The organism is Geovibrio thiophilus (assembly GCF_004087915.1).
Lineage (GTDB): Bacteria > Chrysiogenota > Deferribacteres > Deferribacterales > Geovibrionaceae > Geovibrio > Geovibrio thiophilus.
Genome location: NZ_CP035108.1, coordinates 339,067 through 354,592 on the forward strand (window position 1 = coordinate 339,067; position 15,526 = coordinate 354,592).

At 48.2% G+C, this 15,526-nt stretch carries 21 protein-coding genes; 6 read left to right on the forward strand and 15 right to left on the reverse strand.

The genetic code is table 11. From position 1 onward, the window contains the following. The first annotated feature begins 356 nt into the window (after positions 1 to 356). Both EP073_RS01555 and EP073_RS01560 read left to right on the forward strand, forming a co-directional pair. Positions 357 to 596 carry a hypothetical protein gene (locus EP073_RS01555; RefSeq protein WP_128465415.1) on the forward strand — a complete coding sequence of 80 codons (240 nt, stop codon included), beginning with the start codon at positions 357 to 359 and terminating at the stop codon, positions 594 to 596. Between the two features lie 67 nt (positions 597 to 663). Next, the gene (locus tag EP073_RS01560) at positions 664 to 1,650 is read left to right on the forward strand and encodes a hypothetical protein (RefSeq protein WP_128465416.1); all 987 of its coding nucleotides are present in this window, start codon (positions 664 to 666) and stop codon (positions 1,648 to 1,650) included. A gap of 395 nt (positions 1,651 to 2,045) precedes the next feature. Here EP073_RS01560 and EP073_RS01565 read toward each other — a convergent pair whose 3' ends face one another. The 3 genes from EP073_RS01565 to EP073_RS01575 all read right to left on the reverse strand — a co-directional run bounded on the left by EP073_RS01565 (position 2,046) and on the right by EP073_RS01575 (position 4,213). Beyond that, entirely contained in the window at positions 2,046 to 2,300 is a 255-nt protein-coding gene (locus EP073_RS01565; RefSeq protein WP_128465417.1) for a nucleotidyltransferase family protein, read from the reverse strand. A 66-nt stretch (positions 2,301 to 2,366) separates the two neighbouring features. Then, positions 2,367 to 3,719 (reverse strand): NAD(P)/FAD-dependent oxidoreductase, encoded by a 1,353-nt coding sequence (locus EP073_RS01570; protein ID WP_128465418.1) that lies wholly within the window; start codon positions 3,717 to 3,719, stop codon positions 2,367 to 2,369. 11 nt (positions 3,720 to 3,730) lie between these two features. After that, entirely contained in the window at positions 3,731 to 4,213 is a 483-nt protein-coding gene (locus EP073_RS01575; RefSeq protein ID WP_128465419.1) for a metallophosphoesterase family protein, read from the reverse strand. A 73-nt stretch (positions 4,214 to 4,286) separates the two neighbouring features. Between EP073_RS01575 and EP073_RS01580 the strand changes: the two genes are divergently transcribed. The 4 genes from EP073_RS01580 to coaE are packed head-to-tail and all read left to right on the forward strand — an operon-like array spanning position 4,287 to position 7,053. Then, the gene (locus tag EP073_RS01580; RefSeq protein ID WP_128465420.1) at positions 4,287 to 5,471 is read left to right on the forward strand and encodes a tRNA nucleotidyltransferase/poly(A) polymerase-related protein; all 1,185 of its coding nucleotides are present in this window, start codon (positions 4,287 to 4,289) and stop codon (positions 5,469 to 5,471) included. After that, the gene (locus EP073_RS01585; RefSeq protein ID WP_128465421.1) at positions 5,437 to 6,195 is read left to right on the forward strand and encodes a fumarylacetoacetate hydrolase family protein; all 759 of its coding nucleotides are present in this window, start codon (positions 5,437 to 5,439) and stop codon (positions 6,193 to 6,195) included. Before EP073_RS01580 ends, EP073_RS01585 begins: the two co-directional genes overlap by 35 nt. Further along, positions 6,179 to 6,430 (forward strand): YkgJ family cysteine cluster protein, encoded by a 252-nt coding sequence (locus EP073_RS01590; protein ID WP_128465422.1) that lies wholly within the window; start codon positions 6,179 to 6,181, stop codon positions 6,428 to 6,430. Before EP073_RS01585 ends, EP073_RS01590 begins: the two co-directional genes overlap by 17 nt. Before the next feature lie 2 nt (positions 6,431 to 6,432). Then, complete coding sequence (gene coaE, locus EP073_RS01595; RefSeq protein ID WP_128465423.1) at positions 6,433 to 7,053, forward strand: dephospho-CoA kinase; 621 nt, start codon at positions 6,433 to 6,435, stop codon at positions 7,051 to 7,053. Positions 7,054 to 7,085: 32 nt separating this feature from the next. On the opposite strand, the gene EP073_RS14165 is transcribed toward coaE, so the two are convergent. The 12 genes from EP073_RS14165 to EP073_RS01655 all read right to left on the reverse strand — a co-directional run bounded on the left by EP073_RS14165 (position 7,086) and on the right by EP073_RS01655 (position 15,390). Continuing rightward, on the reverse strand, positions 7,086 to 7,274 hold the full coding sequence (locus EP073_RS14165) for an ATP-binding protein (RefSeq protein WP_128465424.1): 189 nt from the start codon (positions 7,272 to 7,274) through the stop codon (positions 7,086 to 7,088). 1 nt (position 7,275) lies between these two features. After that, positions 7,276 to 7,752, reverse strand: a complete 477-nt coding sequence (locus EP073_RS01605) for a hypothetical protein (RefSeq protein WP_128465425.1) — start codon at positions 7,750 to 7,752, stop codon at positions 7,276 to 7,278. Between the two features lie 95 nt (positions 7,753 to 7,847). Then, entirely contained in the window at positions 7,848 to 9,470 is a 1,623-nt protein-coding gene (locus EP073_RS01610) for a LysM peptidoglycan-binding domain-containing protein (RefSeq protein ID WP_128465426.1), read from the reverse strand. Positions 9,471 to 9,567: 97 nt separating this feature from the next. Next, on the reverse strand, positions 9,568 to 10,341 hold the full coding sequence (locus EP073_RS01615; RefSeq protein WP_241654027.1) for a glycosyltransferase family 2 protein: 774 nt from the start codon (positions 10,339 to 10,341) through the stop codon (positions 9,568 to 9,570). Next, complete coding sequence (locus tag EP073_RS01620; protein ID WP_128465427.1) at positions 10,338 to 10,793, reverse strand: Lrp/AsnC family transcriptional regulator; 456 nt, start codon at positions 10,791 to 10,793, stop codon at positions 10,338 to 10,340. The genes EP073_RS01615 and EP073_RS01620 overlap by 4 nt, the downstream gene beginning before the upstream one ends. A 3-nt stretch (positions 10,794 to 10,796) precedes the next feature. Continuing rightward, positions 10,797 to 11,459, reverse strand: a complete 663-nt coding sequence (locus EP073_RS01625) for an endonuclease III domain-containing protein (RefSeq protein ID WP_128465428.1) — start codon at positions 11,457 to 11,459, stop codon at positions 10,797 to 10,799. A 7-nt stretch (positions 11,460 to 11,466) separates the two neighbouring features. Further along, entirely contained in the window at positions 11,467 to 11,718 is a 252-nt protein-coding gene (locus EP073_RS01630; RefSeq protein WP_128465429.1) for a hypothetical protein, read from the reverse strand. 60 nt (positions 11,719 to 11,778) lie between these two features. After that, a complete protein-coding gene (locus EP073_RS01635; protein ID WP_128465430.1) occupies positions 11,779 to 12,924 on the reverse strand; it encodes an MFS transporter in 1,146 nt (381 codons plus the stop codon). 4 nt (positions 12,925 to 12,928) lie between these two features. Then, on the reverse strand, positions 12,929 to 14,080 hold the full coding sequence (locus EP073_RS01640) for a cysteine desulfurase family protein (protein ID WP_128465431.1): 1,152 nt from the start codon (positions 14,078 to 14,080) through the stop codon (positions 12,929 to 12,931). Next, the gene (locus EP073_RS01645) at positions 14,058 to 14,495 is read right to left on the reverse strand and encodes an RrF2 family transcriptional regulator (RefSeq protein WP_128465432.1); all 438 of its coding nucleotides are present in this window, start codon (positions 14,493 to 14,495) and stop codon (positions 14,058 to 14,060) included. Before EP073_RS01645 ends, EP073_RS01640 begins: the two co-directional genes overlap by 23 nt. Then, entirely contained in the window at positions 14,492 to 15,148 is a 657-nt protein-coding gene (gene cysE, locus EP073_RS01650) for a serine O-acetyltransferase (RefSeq protein WP_128465433.1), read from the reverse strand. Before cysE ends, EP073_RS01645 begins: the two co-directional genes overlap by 4 nt. A gap of 74 nt (positions 15,149 to 15,222) precedes the next feature. Beyond that, on the reverse strand, positions 15,223 to 15,390 hold the full coding sequence (locus tag EP073_RS01655; RefSeq protein WP_128465434.1) for a 4Fe-4S ferredoxin: 168 nt from the start codon (positions 15,388 to 15,390) through the stop codon (positions 15,223 to 15,225). Positions 15,391 to 15,526: the final 136 nt, after the last annotated feature.

Consider the following 15,526-nt stretch of genomic DNA (forward strand, 5'->3'; position numbering starts at 1 on the left):
ATACTTTTTAAATCTCCCCCCGCCCCTCTTTCATAAAGAGGGGTGTTCTGCCTTTGTCCGCAGCAGCTTCCCCCTTAGCAAAGGGGGACAGGAGGGGGATTTTAAAATCAGATAACTGATAGTTTTCTGATTCCCCGCCAGTCCGGCAGTGTCAATCTGCGCTGTAAGCCGGAGAATCCCCGAGCAAGCGCAGAAATATTGCCTGACTTTCCAACACCCAACCATACTACAGCATAACATAATAGTCAATCAGACGTGTCCGCAGACAGATTCACTTGGCAAACTGTATGAAGGGGATATATATTTATCATATGCCCGTTATAATGGGGTTTGGTTTAAAGCTCAGGGAGGATGCTATGCTTATCGAAATATTCTATGACGGCGAAACCGATAAAAAGACGCCTGAACTCGCGGAAGATATAAGATACCGTTACGGCGCAAAGGTTGAGGTGCGTCTCATTGACACCTCCGAAGAGCCTGTACCGCCGAAATACGGAATAATAAATCCTCCCGTTGTGGTTCTCGGCGGAGACAGAATTATAAAAATAGAAGGACCGAATTCTCTGGAAAATATCGTCACGAAGGCGATTTTTTAGGAACAGTTGAAATAGGGGTCTCAAGAATTATGAGTTTCGGACGATTGTCCATTAGAGAGGTTTGCTGATGGACAGTCTGCGCATTGATATGTCAAACATAAATCTAACCGGTTCAAAGTCTGCCGGAGCACCTGAAATTCGTATTACCGGAACTGAGCGGAAAGAGCAGAGCACAGCAGACAGAATTGATTTATCCGGTGTTGCAAAAAAACTTTCCTCAGAAATCAATGCAGTGCGTAAAAGTGACCCTGCGCAGACTGTGCAGGATTCTTCCTCAGTTATTGACGCTGATTATATCAACAGCCTTATCGAACTCGGCAAATCCGTCGACAAAAAGGATGAAAATATTGATGACCTTTCGTGGGGACTGACTGTGAAGCTCGGCATGGAGATGGGCATCAATGATGCTGACGTGCTGCGTGAGCTGAAAGTTTCCGATGTTGACGCTTATTTTTATGAAGCATCATACAAAAAAGCCGGACTTGAAGCCGGAATGAAGACCTACGGCGAAGACGGCGGGGTGAAGATTTACGATACCCCTTCTGATATTTGGAAAGATATGTTCCTTACCGATGAAAACGGCGGCTTTATCAAGGACGATGAAGGCAATGCCGTGAGGAATGAAAGCTTCACTCAGGCACGCCTGAAGGTGCAGGGATTGAACATCACCAGCCAGATCATTCAGGGAGACACATGGGAACTAGGCGATTACAAAGGCAGGCTGGCGGACGCTCCCGCCGGACTGACCCAGAACCTGCTTCTTGCAGTTAAGAATAATGACCCGTTTATGTATCGTTATGCCCGTGAACATGCCACAGACAGAATGCCTGTATGGTCTGCCGAGACGACTGCCGGGATGAGTGACAGCGAAAAAACAGACTTTTATACCAAACAATTATCGCACTCGTACAGTCTTTTGAAGTCCTCTATGGTTAATGCCCCGTCAGTGGACAAGCAGATGGCGGAAATAGGCGAGCTGCTTAAGGACGCTGTATGGGAAAATGTAAAACCTGAAAACGGGTATATAAACCATTTTGTAGGCAGCAGAGGGTGAGATTCTTTGCCGAAGTTTTATAATTCGATGTAATAGATTGTAGATTAAAGTTTATCTTCTGTTGAAGTATAAAGTTCTCTGACTTTGCGTTTCAGTTCGGGGATGAATTTCTTGATTACGCTTTCAACAATTTTAAGATCCACTCCCAGCTAATCGTGTGCGATAAAATTTCTTCAACCGGAAGAGCCCTTGGTTTCTGTTGAAAGATCGAATCTGTCAATAAGCTCAGGGTTGATTTTGCTTAATGTTTCTCCAATCTGATGGAGAGACATAAGGATTGCGGGTCTGCCTTCAACTTCGTCATCAAGTGCTGATTCTGTGCTTCCGTGCCTGATTATAATCTCTTCATATTAGAGATCATTTTTAGTATAAACTCAGCCCTCGCCGCATCTCCCTTAGTCGACATATTTCATATCCTTCAGAATATATTTTCTGCCGATCTCGTTGAGTGAATTTCTTGCGATCAGATCTACTTTATTGTTGAGAGCATTTTCAAGCTCAGAGCGTATTTCCGCAATGCGGCTGAAAGCGCCGAAGCCTCCGTTGCGGGCGGTAAATTCTTTCGGGTTATCAATTTCATAAACAAGGTCAATATCACTCGCATAAGTATCGTCACCTCTTGCTGTGCTGCCGGTGCAGCCTATTATCATGAAGCCTTCTTCCCTGTATTTTTACTAAGTGTTTTCAGCCTGTTTAATGTTGCGGAATTCATCTCTCTATTCCCCCAGTATGTCCTTAGCGGCGATAAGCCCTGATACGGATGCCTGAATTATTCCTCTGGTCAGTCCCGCGCCGTCGCCCACGCAGTAGAGGTTTTCAAGGTTGGCAGATCTCATTTTTCCGTCCACCTTGAGCCTTACGGAATAAAACTTAACCTCCACGCCGTAAAGGAGTGTGTTGGGATCGCTCATGCCGGGCATTACGGTATTCAGGCGTTCGATGGTCTCCGTCAGGTCGCTTATGTAACGGTAGGGGAGAACAAACGAAAGGTCGCCGGGCATAGCGTCCGGAAGCGTGGGGTGAACAAAGTTTTTCTCAATGCGCTTCTTCGTTGAGCGTCTGCCTCTGGTGAGGTCGCCGTAGCGTTGGATAATGATATTGTCGCCGCCCGCAAGCATATTTGCCAGACGTGCTATGTATTCGCCGTATTTCAACGGCTCATCAAAGGGTTCGGTGAACTTGGTGGAGACCAGCAGGGCGAAGTTGGTATTGTCGCTCTTGCGGTTTTTGTAGCTGTGCCCGTTGACGGTGAGCAGGTTGTCTTTGTTGCGCTCGATCGCCACAAAGCCGCCGGGGTTTACGCAGAATGTGCGCACTTCGTCCTCAAAACCGTTGGTGTAGTATTTTATCTTAAATTCGTAAAGCTGGTTGGTGAAGTGATCCGTAACCGAACGGGGAACTTCAACCCTTACTCCTATGTCAACAGGGTTAAGATCGTAGCCGAGAGAGTATTTGCGGACTATCCCCTGCATCCAGCTGTTGCCGCTCCTGCCCACTGCGGCGATTATTTTGTCATATTCACGTTCAACGGTTTCGCCGTTTTCAGTTGTGCGCAGCCCTGTGACCCTGTCACCGTCCACAATGAGGTCAACCACTTCACTGTTGCAGTGTATTTTTATATGAGGCGACTGCCCGAACATTTCATACATTTTGCGGATGAAGAGCAGGCAGTTTTCCGTTCCGAGATGGCGTATTTTGGCGGGGTAGAGCTTAAGATTCTGTCTGCTGCATGAATACTCAAGATCCTTCACGGCTTCGTAGTTGCTTTTGGAATCCAGCTCAAGAACGCCGCTGACGTTTTTCCATATGTCGTCGGCCTCTTCTATGAGAACTTCCAGTTCTCTTTCGCTCATGTAGTCGGTCAGCCAGCCGCCGTACTCAGTTGTGAGTGTCAGTTTGCCGTCGGAGTATGTACCTGCTCCGCCGAAGCCGGACATTACTTCGTTGCGCTGTCTGCTGTGTATATCGTTTCCTTTTTCGTAAAGGTCAACCTGAATGCCCGTTTCCTTAAGAAAATGATAGGCGGCGGTTATGCCCGCGCTGCCTGCGCCTATGATGGCTATGCGCATTGTGTCTGCTCCTAGATCTGTTTTATCTCCGCCCTGAATCTGCCGTGTTCTATGAACAGGAGGGCGTATGTTCCCTGCGGCTGGTATCTGTTTGCCGTGGGGCTGCCGGGGTTGAGGAAATAGACATCGCCGATTTTACCCCAAAAAGGCTTATGGGTATGCCCGTATACTATTATATCAGCGCCGTCAAATTCGTAAAGGAGTCTGTTCTCAAGCCCGAAGGGGCTTCCCTCCCCGTGGATGAGCCCGATTGCCACCCCGTCGAACTGAAGCATCCTTTTAGAGGGCAGAAGCTCCTCCGTTACCATGGAGTCCATGTTTCCGCGTACTGCGTATGTGGATGGATTTATGCCTCTCAGCTCTGATATGAGGGTAAGTCCGATTATGTCCCCTGCGTGCAGAACAGCATCTGCCGCCTTTGCTTCTGCCAGAACTGAGGCGGGGAGTTTTTCTATTGAATCGGAGTGGGTATCGGATATAATTAAAACTCTCATACGGGTATAAGTTTATTTTAATTATACCCCTTTCGTCAATAAATAACGGCTCCGTGCCGTTTGGGAAGGTATTTTGCTTTTAAAGCCCGATCTCAAAAAGATTCCGTTCATTGATAAAATTGCTCAGACCGCTTCCGAACAGGGGACAGAGATATTCTTCGTCGGCGGCTGCGTGCGTGACATGCTCCTTGAGAGGCATATTAAAGACATAGATATGGTTCCCTTCGGCACAGACTATGAGAAGTTCGCTTTTCGTCTGGCTAAGAGGCTGCGGGCGGCTGCGGTATCCTTCAAGGATAATGTGCGTCTCGCCCGGGGAGGACTGGAGTTCGACGTTTCCGCACCCAGAGGAGCGGATATTTATGAAGATCTCTCAAAGAGAGACTTCACAGTAAATAATCTTGCTCTGTCAACAGGCGGAGAGGTGATAGGCGATGACGCGGACATACGTGCTGGATTGATCCGTATCGTGCATGAGAGTGCGTTTGATGATGATCCGCTTCGTGTTCTGCGTATGTACAGGTTCGCCTCACAGCTCGGGTTTGAGATAGACGGACACACGGCGGAGCTGGCGGCTGCTAAAGCACATATGCTGAATACTGTTGCCGCCGAACGCATATTCGCAGAGATGCAGAAGCTTGCCGAAGGAGCGCACGCAGCGTCTGTTCTCACTAAGCTTGTGAAGGACGGCGTTCTCCGCTTGTTCTCTGATACCTCAGCCGTTGAGGAAGCCCGCCTGCTTAAGGCTCTGGAAGGTATGGCGGCGGATGATCTGTTCGTAAAGACAAGCGCCTTCATATACGGCTTCCGGAATGAGGCTCTTAAGGTGATGGACAGACAGTGTTATCCGGTGAAGCTTGCCAAGCGTGCGGCAAATACGGCAAGCGCTTATTCAATGCTTGAATCTATGCAGGATTACAGCGTGGATAACCTTATGAAATACATCTATACTTATAAAGAGGACTGGATTTTAGGCGCTGATATGTTTACCGCAGTTAACGGCGGCAGCGGACTTAAGCCGAAGCTGAACACCGCCTTCGCCCTCATGCGGTTTGATAATGAGAGCCTCATAGACGGCAAAGCACTGTCGGAAATGGGTGTGCCCGCCGGAAAGCTGATGGGAGAGATAATAAGGGACGCTTCCTTCCGCCTCGTGAGCGGCAGGCTGAAAGACAAAGAAGATGCTGAGAATTATATAAAAAATACTTACGGAGAGCGGATAGATGAAGCTGCTGAGATTCAGAACAGGAAAGGTTGAGAAAAAAGGAGCGCTTATCGACGGCAGAATCAGGCGCATTCAGGGTTCTATGTTTGAGGATTTCGTTGTGACCACTGAAACATATGAGCTTGGTGAGGTTGAGATCCTGCCTCCCGTGCTTCCCTCCAAGATTGTCTGCGTTGCGAGAAATTATGCCGCACACGCAAAAGAGCTGGGGAACGATGTCCCTACGACTCCGCTGATATTCATAAAACCTTCCACCTGTCTCTCTGCGCATGAGGGGGACGTCATTTATCCTCCCTCTTCAAGGCAGGTGGATTATGAGGGTGAGCTTGCCGTGGTTATCGGCAGGCATTGTAAGAATGTAAAACCCGAAAAGGCGGAGGAGTATATCCTCGGTTATACAATAATGAACGATTTCACCGCCAGAGATATTCAGAAGGAAGAAAACAAATTCACCCGTGCGAAATGCTTCGATACCTTCGCGCCCTTAGGTCCGGTTATTGAGACCGATTTCAAATGGCGGGGAATCTCCGTGAAAACAAGGGTAAACGGCGAAACGAAGCAGGACGGGACAACGGACATGATGATATTTGATATTCCGACACTCATATCATTTATTTCGGGAGTGATGACCCTTCTCCCCGGCGATGTGATCGCCACGGGTACACCCCCGGGCGTGGGAGCTGTCAGGATCGGCGACATTGTCGAGGTTGAGGTGGAAAACATAGGCATACTGCGTAATTATGTGCGGGAAGCCTGATAACAAAATAGAGTGCGTAATGTGCGGCGCATGCTGCATCGCCTTTGACATAAGCGTGCTGGGCAAAAAAGCGGGTGAGCCCTGTGCGCATCTCACGGCAGGCAGACAATGCGGCATATACGAAAACAGACCGTGGGGATGCAGGGGCTATAGGCCGGACGAACTCTGCGTTCTGTTCTCCTCCCTTTCGGAGGAGGACAAGGTGCGCCTTCTGCGGAAAATATACGGAGTTTAATTATGTATCTTGGACTTACAGGAAACATAGCCGGCGGGAAAACCACAGTCGCCAAGATGTTCGAGCGTCTGGGCTGTTACACTGTTGATACGGATATACTCAGCCGCAGGGTGATGGCGCCGGGCGGGCTGGCTTATCCTATGGTGGTGGACGCTTTCGGTGTGGACGTTGTGGATAACGAAGGGAACATCGACAGAACGGCGCTGCGGAAGATTGTTTTTAATGATGATGCCGCCCGTAAAAGGTTGGAAGGAATAGTTCATCCGGCTATTCTGAAAACGGAAGCCAAGCTTGTGGGCGAAATAAAAGGGAAGGATGACAGGGCGATCATCCTCACACAGGCGGCTCTCTGTGTGGAAACCGGGGCATACACCCGCTTTGACGGGCTGATTGTTGTTTACTGCGAGCCTGAGGAACAGCTCAGAAGGCTGATGAACCGTGATAATATCACAAGGGAAGAAGCGGAGAAAATTATCCGCACCCAGATGCCCATAGATGAAAAGCTGAAATACGCTGATTTTGTTGTGAATAATTCCGGTACTCAGGAAGAGACTGAAAAAGACGTTAAGCGGGTCTTTGATCTGATTATTTTAATGAAACAGGCAATGCGCCAGAAAAGCTGAACAGCCCCAAGGAAGGGGCTGCGCCGTGCAACCTAATCACATTCAACCGTAATTGCGTTGACTGGACAAACTGCAACACATTTTTCACAGCATAAACAGTCATTCTCTGGAAAAGCAAAAGGAGAACCGCTACTGTTCATCTTAATGATCTCTTGAGGACACACAGGAACACATTTGCCGCATCGCGTACATTTTACATAGTTAAAATTTACTCTTGGCATATCAGAACTTTAAATCAAGATTAGAGTTATCATCGGTTTCACTCACTACTGATGAGTAATCAACTTTTGTTCTGTCGTATCTTAATTTTCCTTCAAACATTTCCACATATTTTTCACTGCCCGGACCGAACGGCTCTTTCACAGAGACGCTGAATCTATAATGCAGATAATCACCGTAAATGTAGGAGCCGATGAAAAACCATGTTTTGTATTTTCCGTCAGCATCTTTCTGATGGTCATCGCCTATTTGTCCGCTGATGATTATTCGGGCATCCTCAGGATATTTCTTGGCAATTTCCATTATTATGTCGGCAAAAAGCATGTCCTGAATGAGCCTTTTGCTTGTGTTATTATCGATATTTTCAAGCATGTTAGTGCTGTTCGGCTTCATGCCCATTTTTTTTACGAAGCTCAAATCCTCGGCAGTAGCAGGGAGGGCGATGTATACAAATAAAAGTAAAGTAAAAAAGAATCTCATTTTAACCTCCGCTCAATATGCAATTGTAAATGATTATCTTTTCGGTGTCAATGGATGGAAGAGATATTGTTTTATGGTTCTAATAGAGTTTGTTTTTAATCCGTGATTATCAGCACCTTGCCCGGAAGGATCTGAGAGCCTGAGAGCTTGTTGGTTCTTTTGATGGCGTTTACGGTTGTCCCGTATTTCTGTGCTATCGCCCAGAGAGACTCGCCGCTTTTAACCACATGACGTTTTTTCTTGGCTGCTGCTGTGTTGTATTTCTTGTATGTGGTTTTCTGAGCCACATATCTTTTGTCGCTTCTTTTGTAGTCCACTGAAACTATGATGTTCTGCCCGGGGCGTATTTTGCTGGGCTTAATTCCTTTGTTCATAGCCACGACTTCGTTTAGTCCGAGACCGTACTTGCGGGCGATGGTTGAAAGGTTTTCACCCTTTCTGACCACATGCACCTTAGGGTTGTAAGGCTTGAGAACCTTCGCAAATTCCCTGTCAAGGGCAGGGTCGTGGTATTTTTTTACCGGTATGAATATAGGTGTGTCTGTGTAAAGCTTAGTGTGGAGCAGACCGTTGGATGATTTTATATCGTTTACGCTGACGCTGTATTTCTTGGCGATACTGTCGAGTTTTTCGCCTCTTTTGGCGTTGTAGATTTTATACATCAGAAGCTCATCCTGAGACATGGAAGCTATCTGTGTGCCTGCACTTTCCGCAGTTCCGTAGGGGATTCTGATGGTGTATGAACCCACAGGAGGAGTAACGGGAGTTTTGAGCTCGGGATTAAGTTCTTTCAGGGCGCTGTAGCTTGTGCCTGTGAGTTTGGCGATTACGTAGAGGTTCACCTGCCTGTCAACCGTGAGGCGGTCGAATATGAGAGGTGTCTCCACGGGGGTTTCAAAGCCGAACTCCTGATAGTTGCAGAATATATGACGCAGTGCCAGATATTTGGGAACATAGTCCTTGGTTTCCTGCTTGAGGTAGCTGTATTTCGCGAGAGTGTAGAAGTCTCTGGATTCGTACATCCTGATAGCGCGTATGATTTTACCCATTCCGGCGTTGTAGGCGGCAAGAGCCAGATGCCAGTCGCCGAGGTCTTCATAGAGATCACGAAGGTGTCTGGCGGCGGCGGTTGTCGCTTTCTCAAAGTCTCTGCGTTCGTCGACCCAGAAGTTGTCATTAAGATCGTAGCTTTTGCCTGTGCCCCTCATGAACTGCCACATGCCGCTTGCTCCCGCACGGGAGATAGCAGTGGCGTTGAAGCCGCTTTCAGTGAAGGGAAGATAAGCCAGTTCGTCCGGCACTCCTTCCCTGCGGAGGATGTCTTTAACTATGTAGAGATATTTATTTGAGCGGTTAAGCCAGTTCTGAAAAACGTTGGGGATGTCCTGCGTGAAGCGTTTGACGTAGTACTCGTACCTGTCCTCTTCCACCAGAGGGATAACATCGTAAACGTAGCGGGTTTCGCCTATGTCGTCAAAGTGGAACTGAGGCTTGGAGGGGAGCAGCCCGTAGTTAAGCTCTCTCTTCGATATTTCGTCCGTGAGGAATATCGGAGAGAAGGCTTCAAGCTGCACTGTGCCCTCAGTGTCCAGCTCTTCGGGCTCTTCCACAGCGGCAGGCTCCTGCACGAGGGAAGAGTACTTGGGACCTGCGGGCTTGCTGCCTGCGCATGATACAACAAAAAAAATTGCGGGTATAATTGCTAAATATTTTTTCATAAGATTTCAGTTTATATTTTGATGATAAAGTTATCGTCTTCTTTAGCTTTTTATACAGATTTAATTTAAAATAGCAAGAAATTACTTCAATGCCCGCTTATCTCTTTATTAAGCCTGATTTAACAATCTGTTCCTTTCTGTTTATCTCCGCCAGTGCGGCGCTCAGGTATTCTTTGGGTAAGTTATTGAAAGTACAGATGAAATTGCGGAGCGAATCCAGCCGTACCGATTCTATATGGCTTATTGCCGCGCTTAACTGATCGTTTGTCACCGATCTTTTTATGATACATTTTTTTTCGCTGTAGCTCACTTCATACAGCGCCGCGACGCGCAGAAACAGGTCATAGTCCTCACATACGCGCATGCCTTCGTCAAACATTCCGGTGCGCGCGAATACTTCCTTCGCTATGATAACTGAGGAGTCGCTTATTCTGCATATGTCCAGAATCTGCGGAAAGATGTATCCGCCGCAGCGGGCGTGTTTTTTACTCTGGTTTATGAATTTTCCCTGCCTGTACCAGAATTCGTTGGTGTGGCAGATCTTTGTCTGTTCCTGTTCCAGCATTTCCATCTGATGGCTTATCTTAAACGGGAGCCATACATCATCCGAATCCAGAAACGATATAAAATCACCCCGAGCGGCTTTTATCCCCTCGTTGCGGGCGCGGCTCACGCCGGAGTTTTTTTCCAGCCGGATGAAACGGATCATATTCATGTAAGGCTTGAGGGGAACGGTAAGATCGGTTTCGGAGCCGTCATCAACAACTATGATTTCAATGTCGGAATAATCCTGAAACAGAACGGATTCCACAGCGTCTTTAAGGGTTTCCGTTCTGTTGTAAACAGGTATTACGGCGCTGACTTTTATCAAAGCATCCTTGAGCGGTCGAGTATGGTGGAGAAAACAAGTATGGTATTCGTCTTCGTTACTCCCGGGGTATTGCGGAGCTTTTTGATCAGCGTGCTGAGCGCTTCTGTATTTTTTACTATGACCTTGATAAGCATGGTGTATTCGCCTGTCACATGGTGGCAGCCTATTATCTCTTTGCCAAGCTTTTTCAGGTGGTGCTCAAAGTCCGCTATGTTGTCGGCGTTATCAATGAAAATACCGATGAAGGCGAGAATGTCATAGCCGAGTTTTTTATAGTTTATCTGCGTTGAGTAGCCAGTGATGATCCCTTCCGTCTCAAGCCATTTTATGCGCTCTATGACGGAGGGCGATTTCATCCCCACTGCTTTCGCTATGTCAGCATAGGAAATTCGCGAGTTTTCAACGAGAAGATTAAGTATCTGTACATCTGTTTCATCAATACGGTGCGCCACGGCTTACCTCCTTGTGGTGACGCCGACTTTATCACAGCATTCAAAAAGCCTGCAAGCGGAACAAAAGGGGGAAACCGGGCGGCAGATATATTTGCCGTAGGTCACCATCATTTCGTTCAGCTTGATCCAGTATTTCTGCGGGAGCCTCTTGCGGAGCTCTGTCTCTGTTTTGTCGGGGTCTTTGGTGCTCAGGTATCCCAGCCTGTTGAAAATGCGGTGAACATGTATGTCCACACAGACTGCGGGTATCTGAAAACCTTCTACCAATACTAGGTTTGCTGTCTTTCTTCCCACTCCTTTGAGTTTGACGAGTTCATCAATATCGGCGGGAACTTTTCCTGCGTACTTTTCTATGAGTATAGCACTTATGTCCTTAATTGTTTTGGTTTTGTTGCGGTAGAAGCCTGCGGGGAATATGAGTTTCTCCATGATTTCCGTATCAAGTTCAAGGGTTTTCTGCGGCGTGTCCGCAACTGCGAAAAGGCGTTCGGAGGCGGCGACTGTTACCTCATCCTTCGTGCGCAGGGATATAATTGTGCTGACCAGCACCCTGAAGGGATCTCGCTTCTTCTCCGCCAGAGCGGTTACGGAGGGTTTTTCCAGCCTTTCGTACTCGGCTTCCAGAACATCGTAGACAAAATCTATGTTGAGCTTTTTATTTCCCATTCTCTTCCTAGTCGGCGCTTTCTATTGCTTCCCGTGCCTTTGGGCTTATGTAAACATCCGCAAGGTCAAACTTTTTGACCGCCTCGGCTATGACGGCGGTTTTGTAATGGGGATCGGCGGATTTATCAATGATGATGAGAAACTGTTCCCCCTTTTTGCAGAGCCCGCCCCGAGCCTTGGTGCGTTCATAGCGCACCTTGATGTTCAGCTTGGCGGCTACTTCCTCAAGTTCCTTCAGCAGGGTGTTGGTTTTGCTCATCGCTTTTAAGTTCTCCTTAAAATCTCAGGACATTATATCCTATTCGGGATTTACTGCAACTCATCTGTCGGTTTTCATGATCAGAAGGGGGAGCATTGAGAATGCGCACAGCGCTGCGGTTACTGCGAAAACCCCGGTGCTGCCGCTGAGGTCGTAGGCAATGCCCGAAATGAACGAACCGCCCACGGAGCCCAGCCCGAAGCCAAGCCCTGAATAGATGCTCTGCGCTTTAAGCTGCCTGTCCGCCCCGAAAACACGTCGGAAGTAAGTGAGCGCCGCCACGTGAAACGAGCCGTATGTGAAGCCGTGGAGCATGTTGGCAAGGAAAAGCACTGCCAGAGAGCCGGTAAGCGCTGTCAGAGTGTAGCGGATCACCGCCATAAACACTGAGAAAAACATCACCTGCCTTGCGCTGAACCTCTTCAGCAGGCTGTCTGTGAAGTAAAGAAGCAGGATTTCGCAGAGCACTCCAGCCGCCCACATGTATCCCGCCAGTGTCTGAGAACCGCCCGCCTCGCTGACCTTTATGTTGAAAAAGTTGCCGTGAAACGCGTTTGAGGAGAGGTAAACAATGAGCATCACGGTCATAACCACCGTGTTTCGGTCAAAGAGTATACTCTCCGCCCTTCGGTGAAGCCTTGTCCAGTGCTCAAGGCGGATCAGTCCCACGGGGATGGTGCAGAGAAGACCCATCCCCGTAAACTGTATGATGAACGCGGAGGCGCCGAACATGTCTATGACGATGCCGGAAACAACCGCTGATACAGTGAAGCCCAGCGAACCGTACAGGCGCATTCTGCCGTAGGCTGTACCGTGTTCTTCGGCGAAGCCCATGGCTGCGTTGTCCATAACGGGGATTATCCCTACTCTGAAAAGCGAGAACAGGGTGAGGCAGACAAGAGCAGCGGTAAAGCTGTTCATGAAAAAGAGCGGCAGCATTGAGACGGAGGACATAACCGCCGCAGCCCGCACGAAGAGGGTCTTGCTGTGCGCTCTGCTGTATATTTCAGTCCAGAGAGAGGTGGCAAGAAACTTCATAACAGGAAATACCGCAAGGAGAATGCCTATTTCCGTTCCTGAGAACTCCCGTGATTTGAAGAAATAGCCCGCATAGGGAAAGATTGCCCCAAGGGTGGAGAAGTGGAGAAAGTAGAAGGTTATTAAGCCGGCGCGGATTCCGAACCGGCTTTCAGCCTTTTTATTCACATTGTCAGCCCAAAGGCGACATAGCTCTGAGTTTGTTTGCGCTGGTGCAGATCATCTCAACGGCTGCTTTCACTTCCTCTTCGGTGGTGAACCTGCCGAAGCTGAAGCGGAGTGAGCCGTGCATATCCACGGGGTCGGCATTCATGGCGTAAAGCACGTGAGATGCGTCCACGCTGTCGGATGTGCATGCGCTGCCTGTTGAGCAGCATACTTCGCTGGCGTAAACCATCAGGGCTTCGCCCTCTATGTATCTGAAGGCTATGTTCGATACGCTGCACACTCTGTCAGCGCCTGCGCCGTTTATGTATGTATCAGGCACACGGGCAAGGATTTCCTGCTCGAACATATCACGGAACCTGCGTACTCTTTTTACTTCCTCTTCCCCTTCCGCCGCAAGTATCTCAAGGGCTTTTGCCACGGCGGCTATGTTCGCCACGTTTTCAGTGCCCGCGCGAAGCCCGTATTCCTGACTTCCGCCACATACTATGGGGATTATGAGGTCTTTTAAGTTTTCATCTATGTAGAGGATGCCTATTCCCTTGGGAGCGTTGAACTTATGTCCGGAGAAGCTCATGAGCTGAACTCCGAGCTCGCTTACGTCGGTGGAAAGTTTGCCCACAGCCTGCACAGCGTCTGTGTGGACAATTATCCCTCTTTCTCTGGCGATGGAGGCTATCTCCTTAACTGGCTGGACAGTACCGACTTCGTTGTTTACGAGCATAACGGAAACAAGTATTGTGTCCGGTCTGAGGGCTTTTCTGAAATCATCCACAGAGATAACGCCGCTTTTGCTCACAGGCAGATATGTCACTTCAAACCCAGCCTTCTGGAGGGATTTGCAGGTTTCAAGAACCGCCTTGTGTTCTATAGAGGTGGTGATGATGTGCTTGCCTTTATGTTTCAGCGCCTCAGCCATGCCTTTGATGGCAAGGTTGTCGGATGATGTTCCGCTGGCGGTGAACACTATTTCGTGCGGTTCGCATTTGATATAGGAGGCAACAACGGCTCTGGCGTTTTCAACGTCTTCCCGCACTTCTCTGCCGAGAATGTGGATGCTGGAGGGGTTGGCGTATTTTTCCGTCAGAAACGGAATCATAGCCTCATAAACCCGCCTGTCCACAGGGGTCGTTGCGCTATAATCCAGATAAATTGGCATTTTTTCCTCCGAGAGCGTGCTTCTTCAAGTCTTCTATAGTAATATTTTCAAGGTAATTATCAACATTTTTTTTCAATCCCAGCCACAGCCAGTTGATGGCGCAGGTGCTGAATTTGGAGCAGTCTTCTCCGTCAGTGCAGTCTACGGGGCTGATGGGTCCGTCCATTGCGATCACAACATCCTTCACCGTGATCACTGATGCGTCCTTGGAGAGCATGTAGCCGCCGCCGGCTCCCCTTGAGCCGATGACTATATTATATTTTTTGAGCTGAATGAAGATCTGCTCAAGATATTTTCTGGAAATGGTCTCCATCTGGGCTATCTGGGTAAGCGCAACAGGGTCTCTGTCACCGCCGAGAACTACAAGAGCGTAAATCGCTCTTATGGCATATCTGCTTTTAGTTGTAATTTTCATGTTCTTTCAGCCTTTTTTCGTAGCTCCTGAATCTCTTTCTCAAGCTCCACAACCCTTGCGACCACGCAGCTAATCGCTTTTGCGACAGGGTCAGGCAGCTTATCATGATCCAGAGCGCTGATGTTATCATCTTTCTGCTGACCTACGGCTCTGCCCGGGACTCCCACCACAGTGGCGTTGGGGGGGACTTCCTTCACAACTACGGAATTTGAGCCTATTTTGGCGTTTTCACCCACCGTAAAAGGACCCAGAACCTTTGAACCTGAACCAACTATAACATTATTTTTTAAAGTAGGGTGCCTTTTTTCTTTCTTAAGACTAACTCCGCCTAAAGTCACGCCCTGATATATGGTTACATCATCCCCTATTTCGGCTGTCTCCCCTATTACCACACCCATTCCGTGGTCAATGAAGAAGCGCTTGCCTATTGTGGCGCCGGGGTGAATTTCTATCCCTGTGAAAAATCTGCCGATGTGAGAGGTGAACCTGCCTAAGAAGTAGAGCTTATTGCGCCAGAACCAGTTTGCCACACGGTAAAAAAGCATTGCGTGGAAACCCGGATAACAAAAAATAATTTCCGCCACGCTGCGGACAGCGGGGTCACGCTGGTAAATTGTATTTATTTCTTCTTTTAGATATTTGAATACGTTCATATCCTACTCCGGGTGTAGTATTCTATGTTAAAATAAAAGCCCCGGAATGCGGGGCAATTATCAGCAATGGTTAATTATGCTTCGATTGCGTCAACAGGGCAAACTTCTACACAAGCTCCGCAGTCTGTACAGGCGTCGGCATCGATCACTCTAGCGTCTTCACCTTCAGAGATAGCGTTTACAGGGCATTCGTCTTCGCAAACACCACAGTTGGTACAGGCGTCAGTAATTGTATGAGCCATGTCACACCTCCATTAATATTTTCCGAACATATGATCTTGCCCTGAGGCTGTCAATACAAAAATGCGTGTTAGAAATGCCTTACTTTCAGGCGTTTCAGGGGAAGTTGGAAAACACATTGAATTATTGCGCAAAAGA

Bases quoted from the DNA above. Each gene is read 5' to 3' on its own strand.
- EP073_RS01575 (WP_128465419.1), bottom strand. From the start codon at position 4,213: ATGAGAGTTTTAATTATATCCGATACCCACTCCGATTCAATAGAAAAA.
- EP073_RS01655 (WP_128465434.1), bottom strand. From the start codon at position 15,390: ATGGCTCATACAATTACTGACGCCTGTACCAACTGTGGTGTTTGCGAA.
- EP073_RS01560 (WP_128465416.1), top strand. From the start codon at position 664: ATGGACAGTCTGCGCATTGATATGTCAAACATAAATCTAACCGGTTCA.
- EP073_RS01645 (WP_128465432.1), bottom strand. From the start codon at position 14,495: ATGAAAATTACAACTAAAAGCAGATATGCCATAAGAGCGATTTACGCT.
- coaE (WP_128465423.1), top strand. From the start codon at position 6,433: ATGTATCTTGGACTTACAGGAAACATAGCCGGCGGGAAAACCACAGTC.
- EP073_RS14165 (WP_128465424.1), bottom strand. From the start codon at position 7,274: ATGCCAAGAGTAAATTTTAACTATGTAAAATGTACGCGATGCGGCAAA.
- EP073_RS01625 (WP_128465428.1), bottom strand. From the start codon at position 11,459: ATGGGAAATAAAAAGCTCAACATAGATTTTGTCTACGATGTTCTGGAA.
- cysE (WP_128465433.1), bottom strand. From the start codon at position 15,148: ATGAACGTATTCAAATATCTAAAAGAAGAAATAAATACAATTTACCAG.
- EP073_RS01590 (WP_128465422.1), top strand. From the start codon at position 6,179: ATGTGCGGGAAGCCTGATAACAAAATAGAGTGCGTAATGTGCGGCGCA.
- EP073_RS01555 (WP_128465415.1), top strand. From the start codon at position 357: ATGCTTATCGAAATATTCTATGACGGCGAAACCGATAAAAAGACGCCT.
- EP073_RS01605 (WP_128465425.1), bottom strand. From the start codon at position 7,752: ATGAGATTCTTTTTTACTTTACTTTTATTTGTATACATCGCCCTCCCT.
- EP073_RS01585 (WP_128465421.1), top strand. From the start codon at position 5,437: ATGAAGCTGCTGAGATTCAGAACAGGAAAGGTTGAGAAAAAAGGAGCG.
- EP073_RS01570 (WP_128465418.1), bottom strand. From the start codon at position 3,719: ATGCGCATAGCCATCATAGGCGCAGGCAGCGCGGGCATAACCGCCGCC.
- EP073_RS01640 (WP_128465431.1), bottom strand. From the start codon at position 14,080: ATGCCAATTTATCTGGATTATAGCGCAACGACCCCTGTGGACAGGCGG.
- EP073_RS01565 (WP_128465417.1), bottom strand. From the start codon at position 2,300: ATGATAATAGGCTGCACCGGCAGCACAGCAAGAGGTGACGATACTTAT.
- EP073_RS01610 (WP_128465426.1), bottom strand. From the start codon at position 9,470: ATGAAAAAATATTTAGCAATTATACCCGCAATTTTTTTTGTTGTATCA.
- EP073_RS01630 (WP_128465429.1), bottom strand. From the start codon at position 11,718: ATGAGCAAAACCAACACCCTGCTGAAGGAACTTGAGGAAGTAGCCGCC.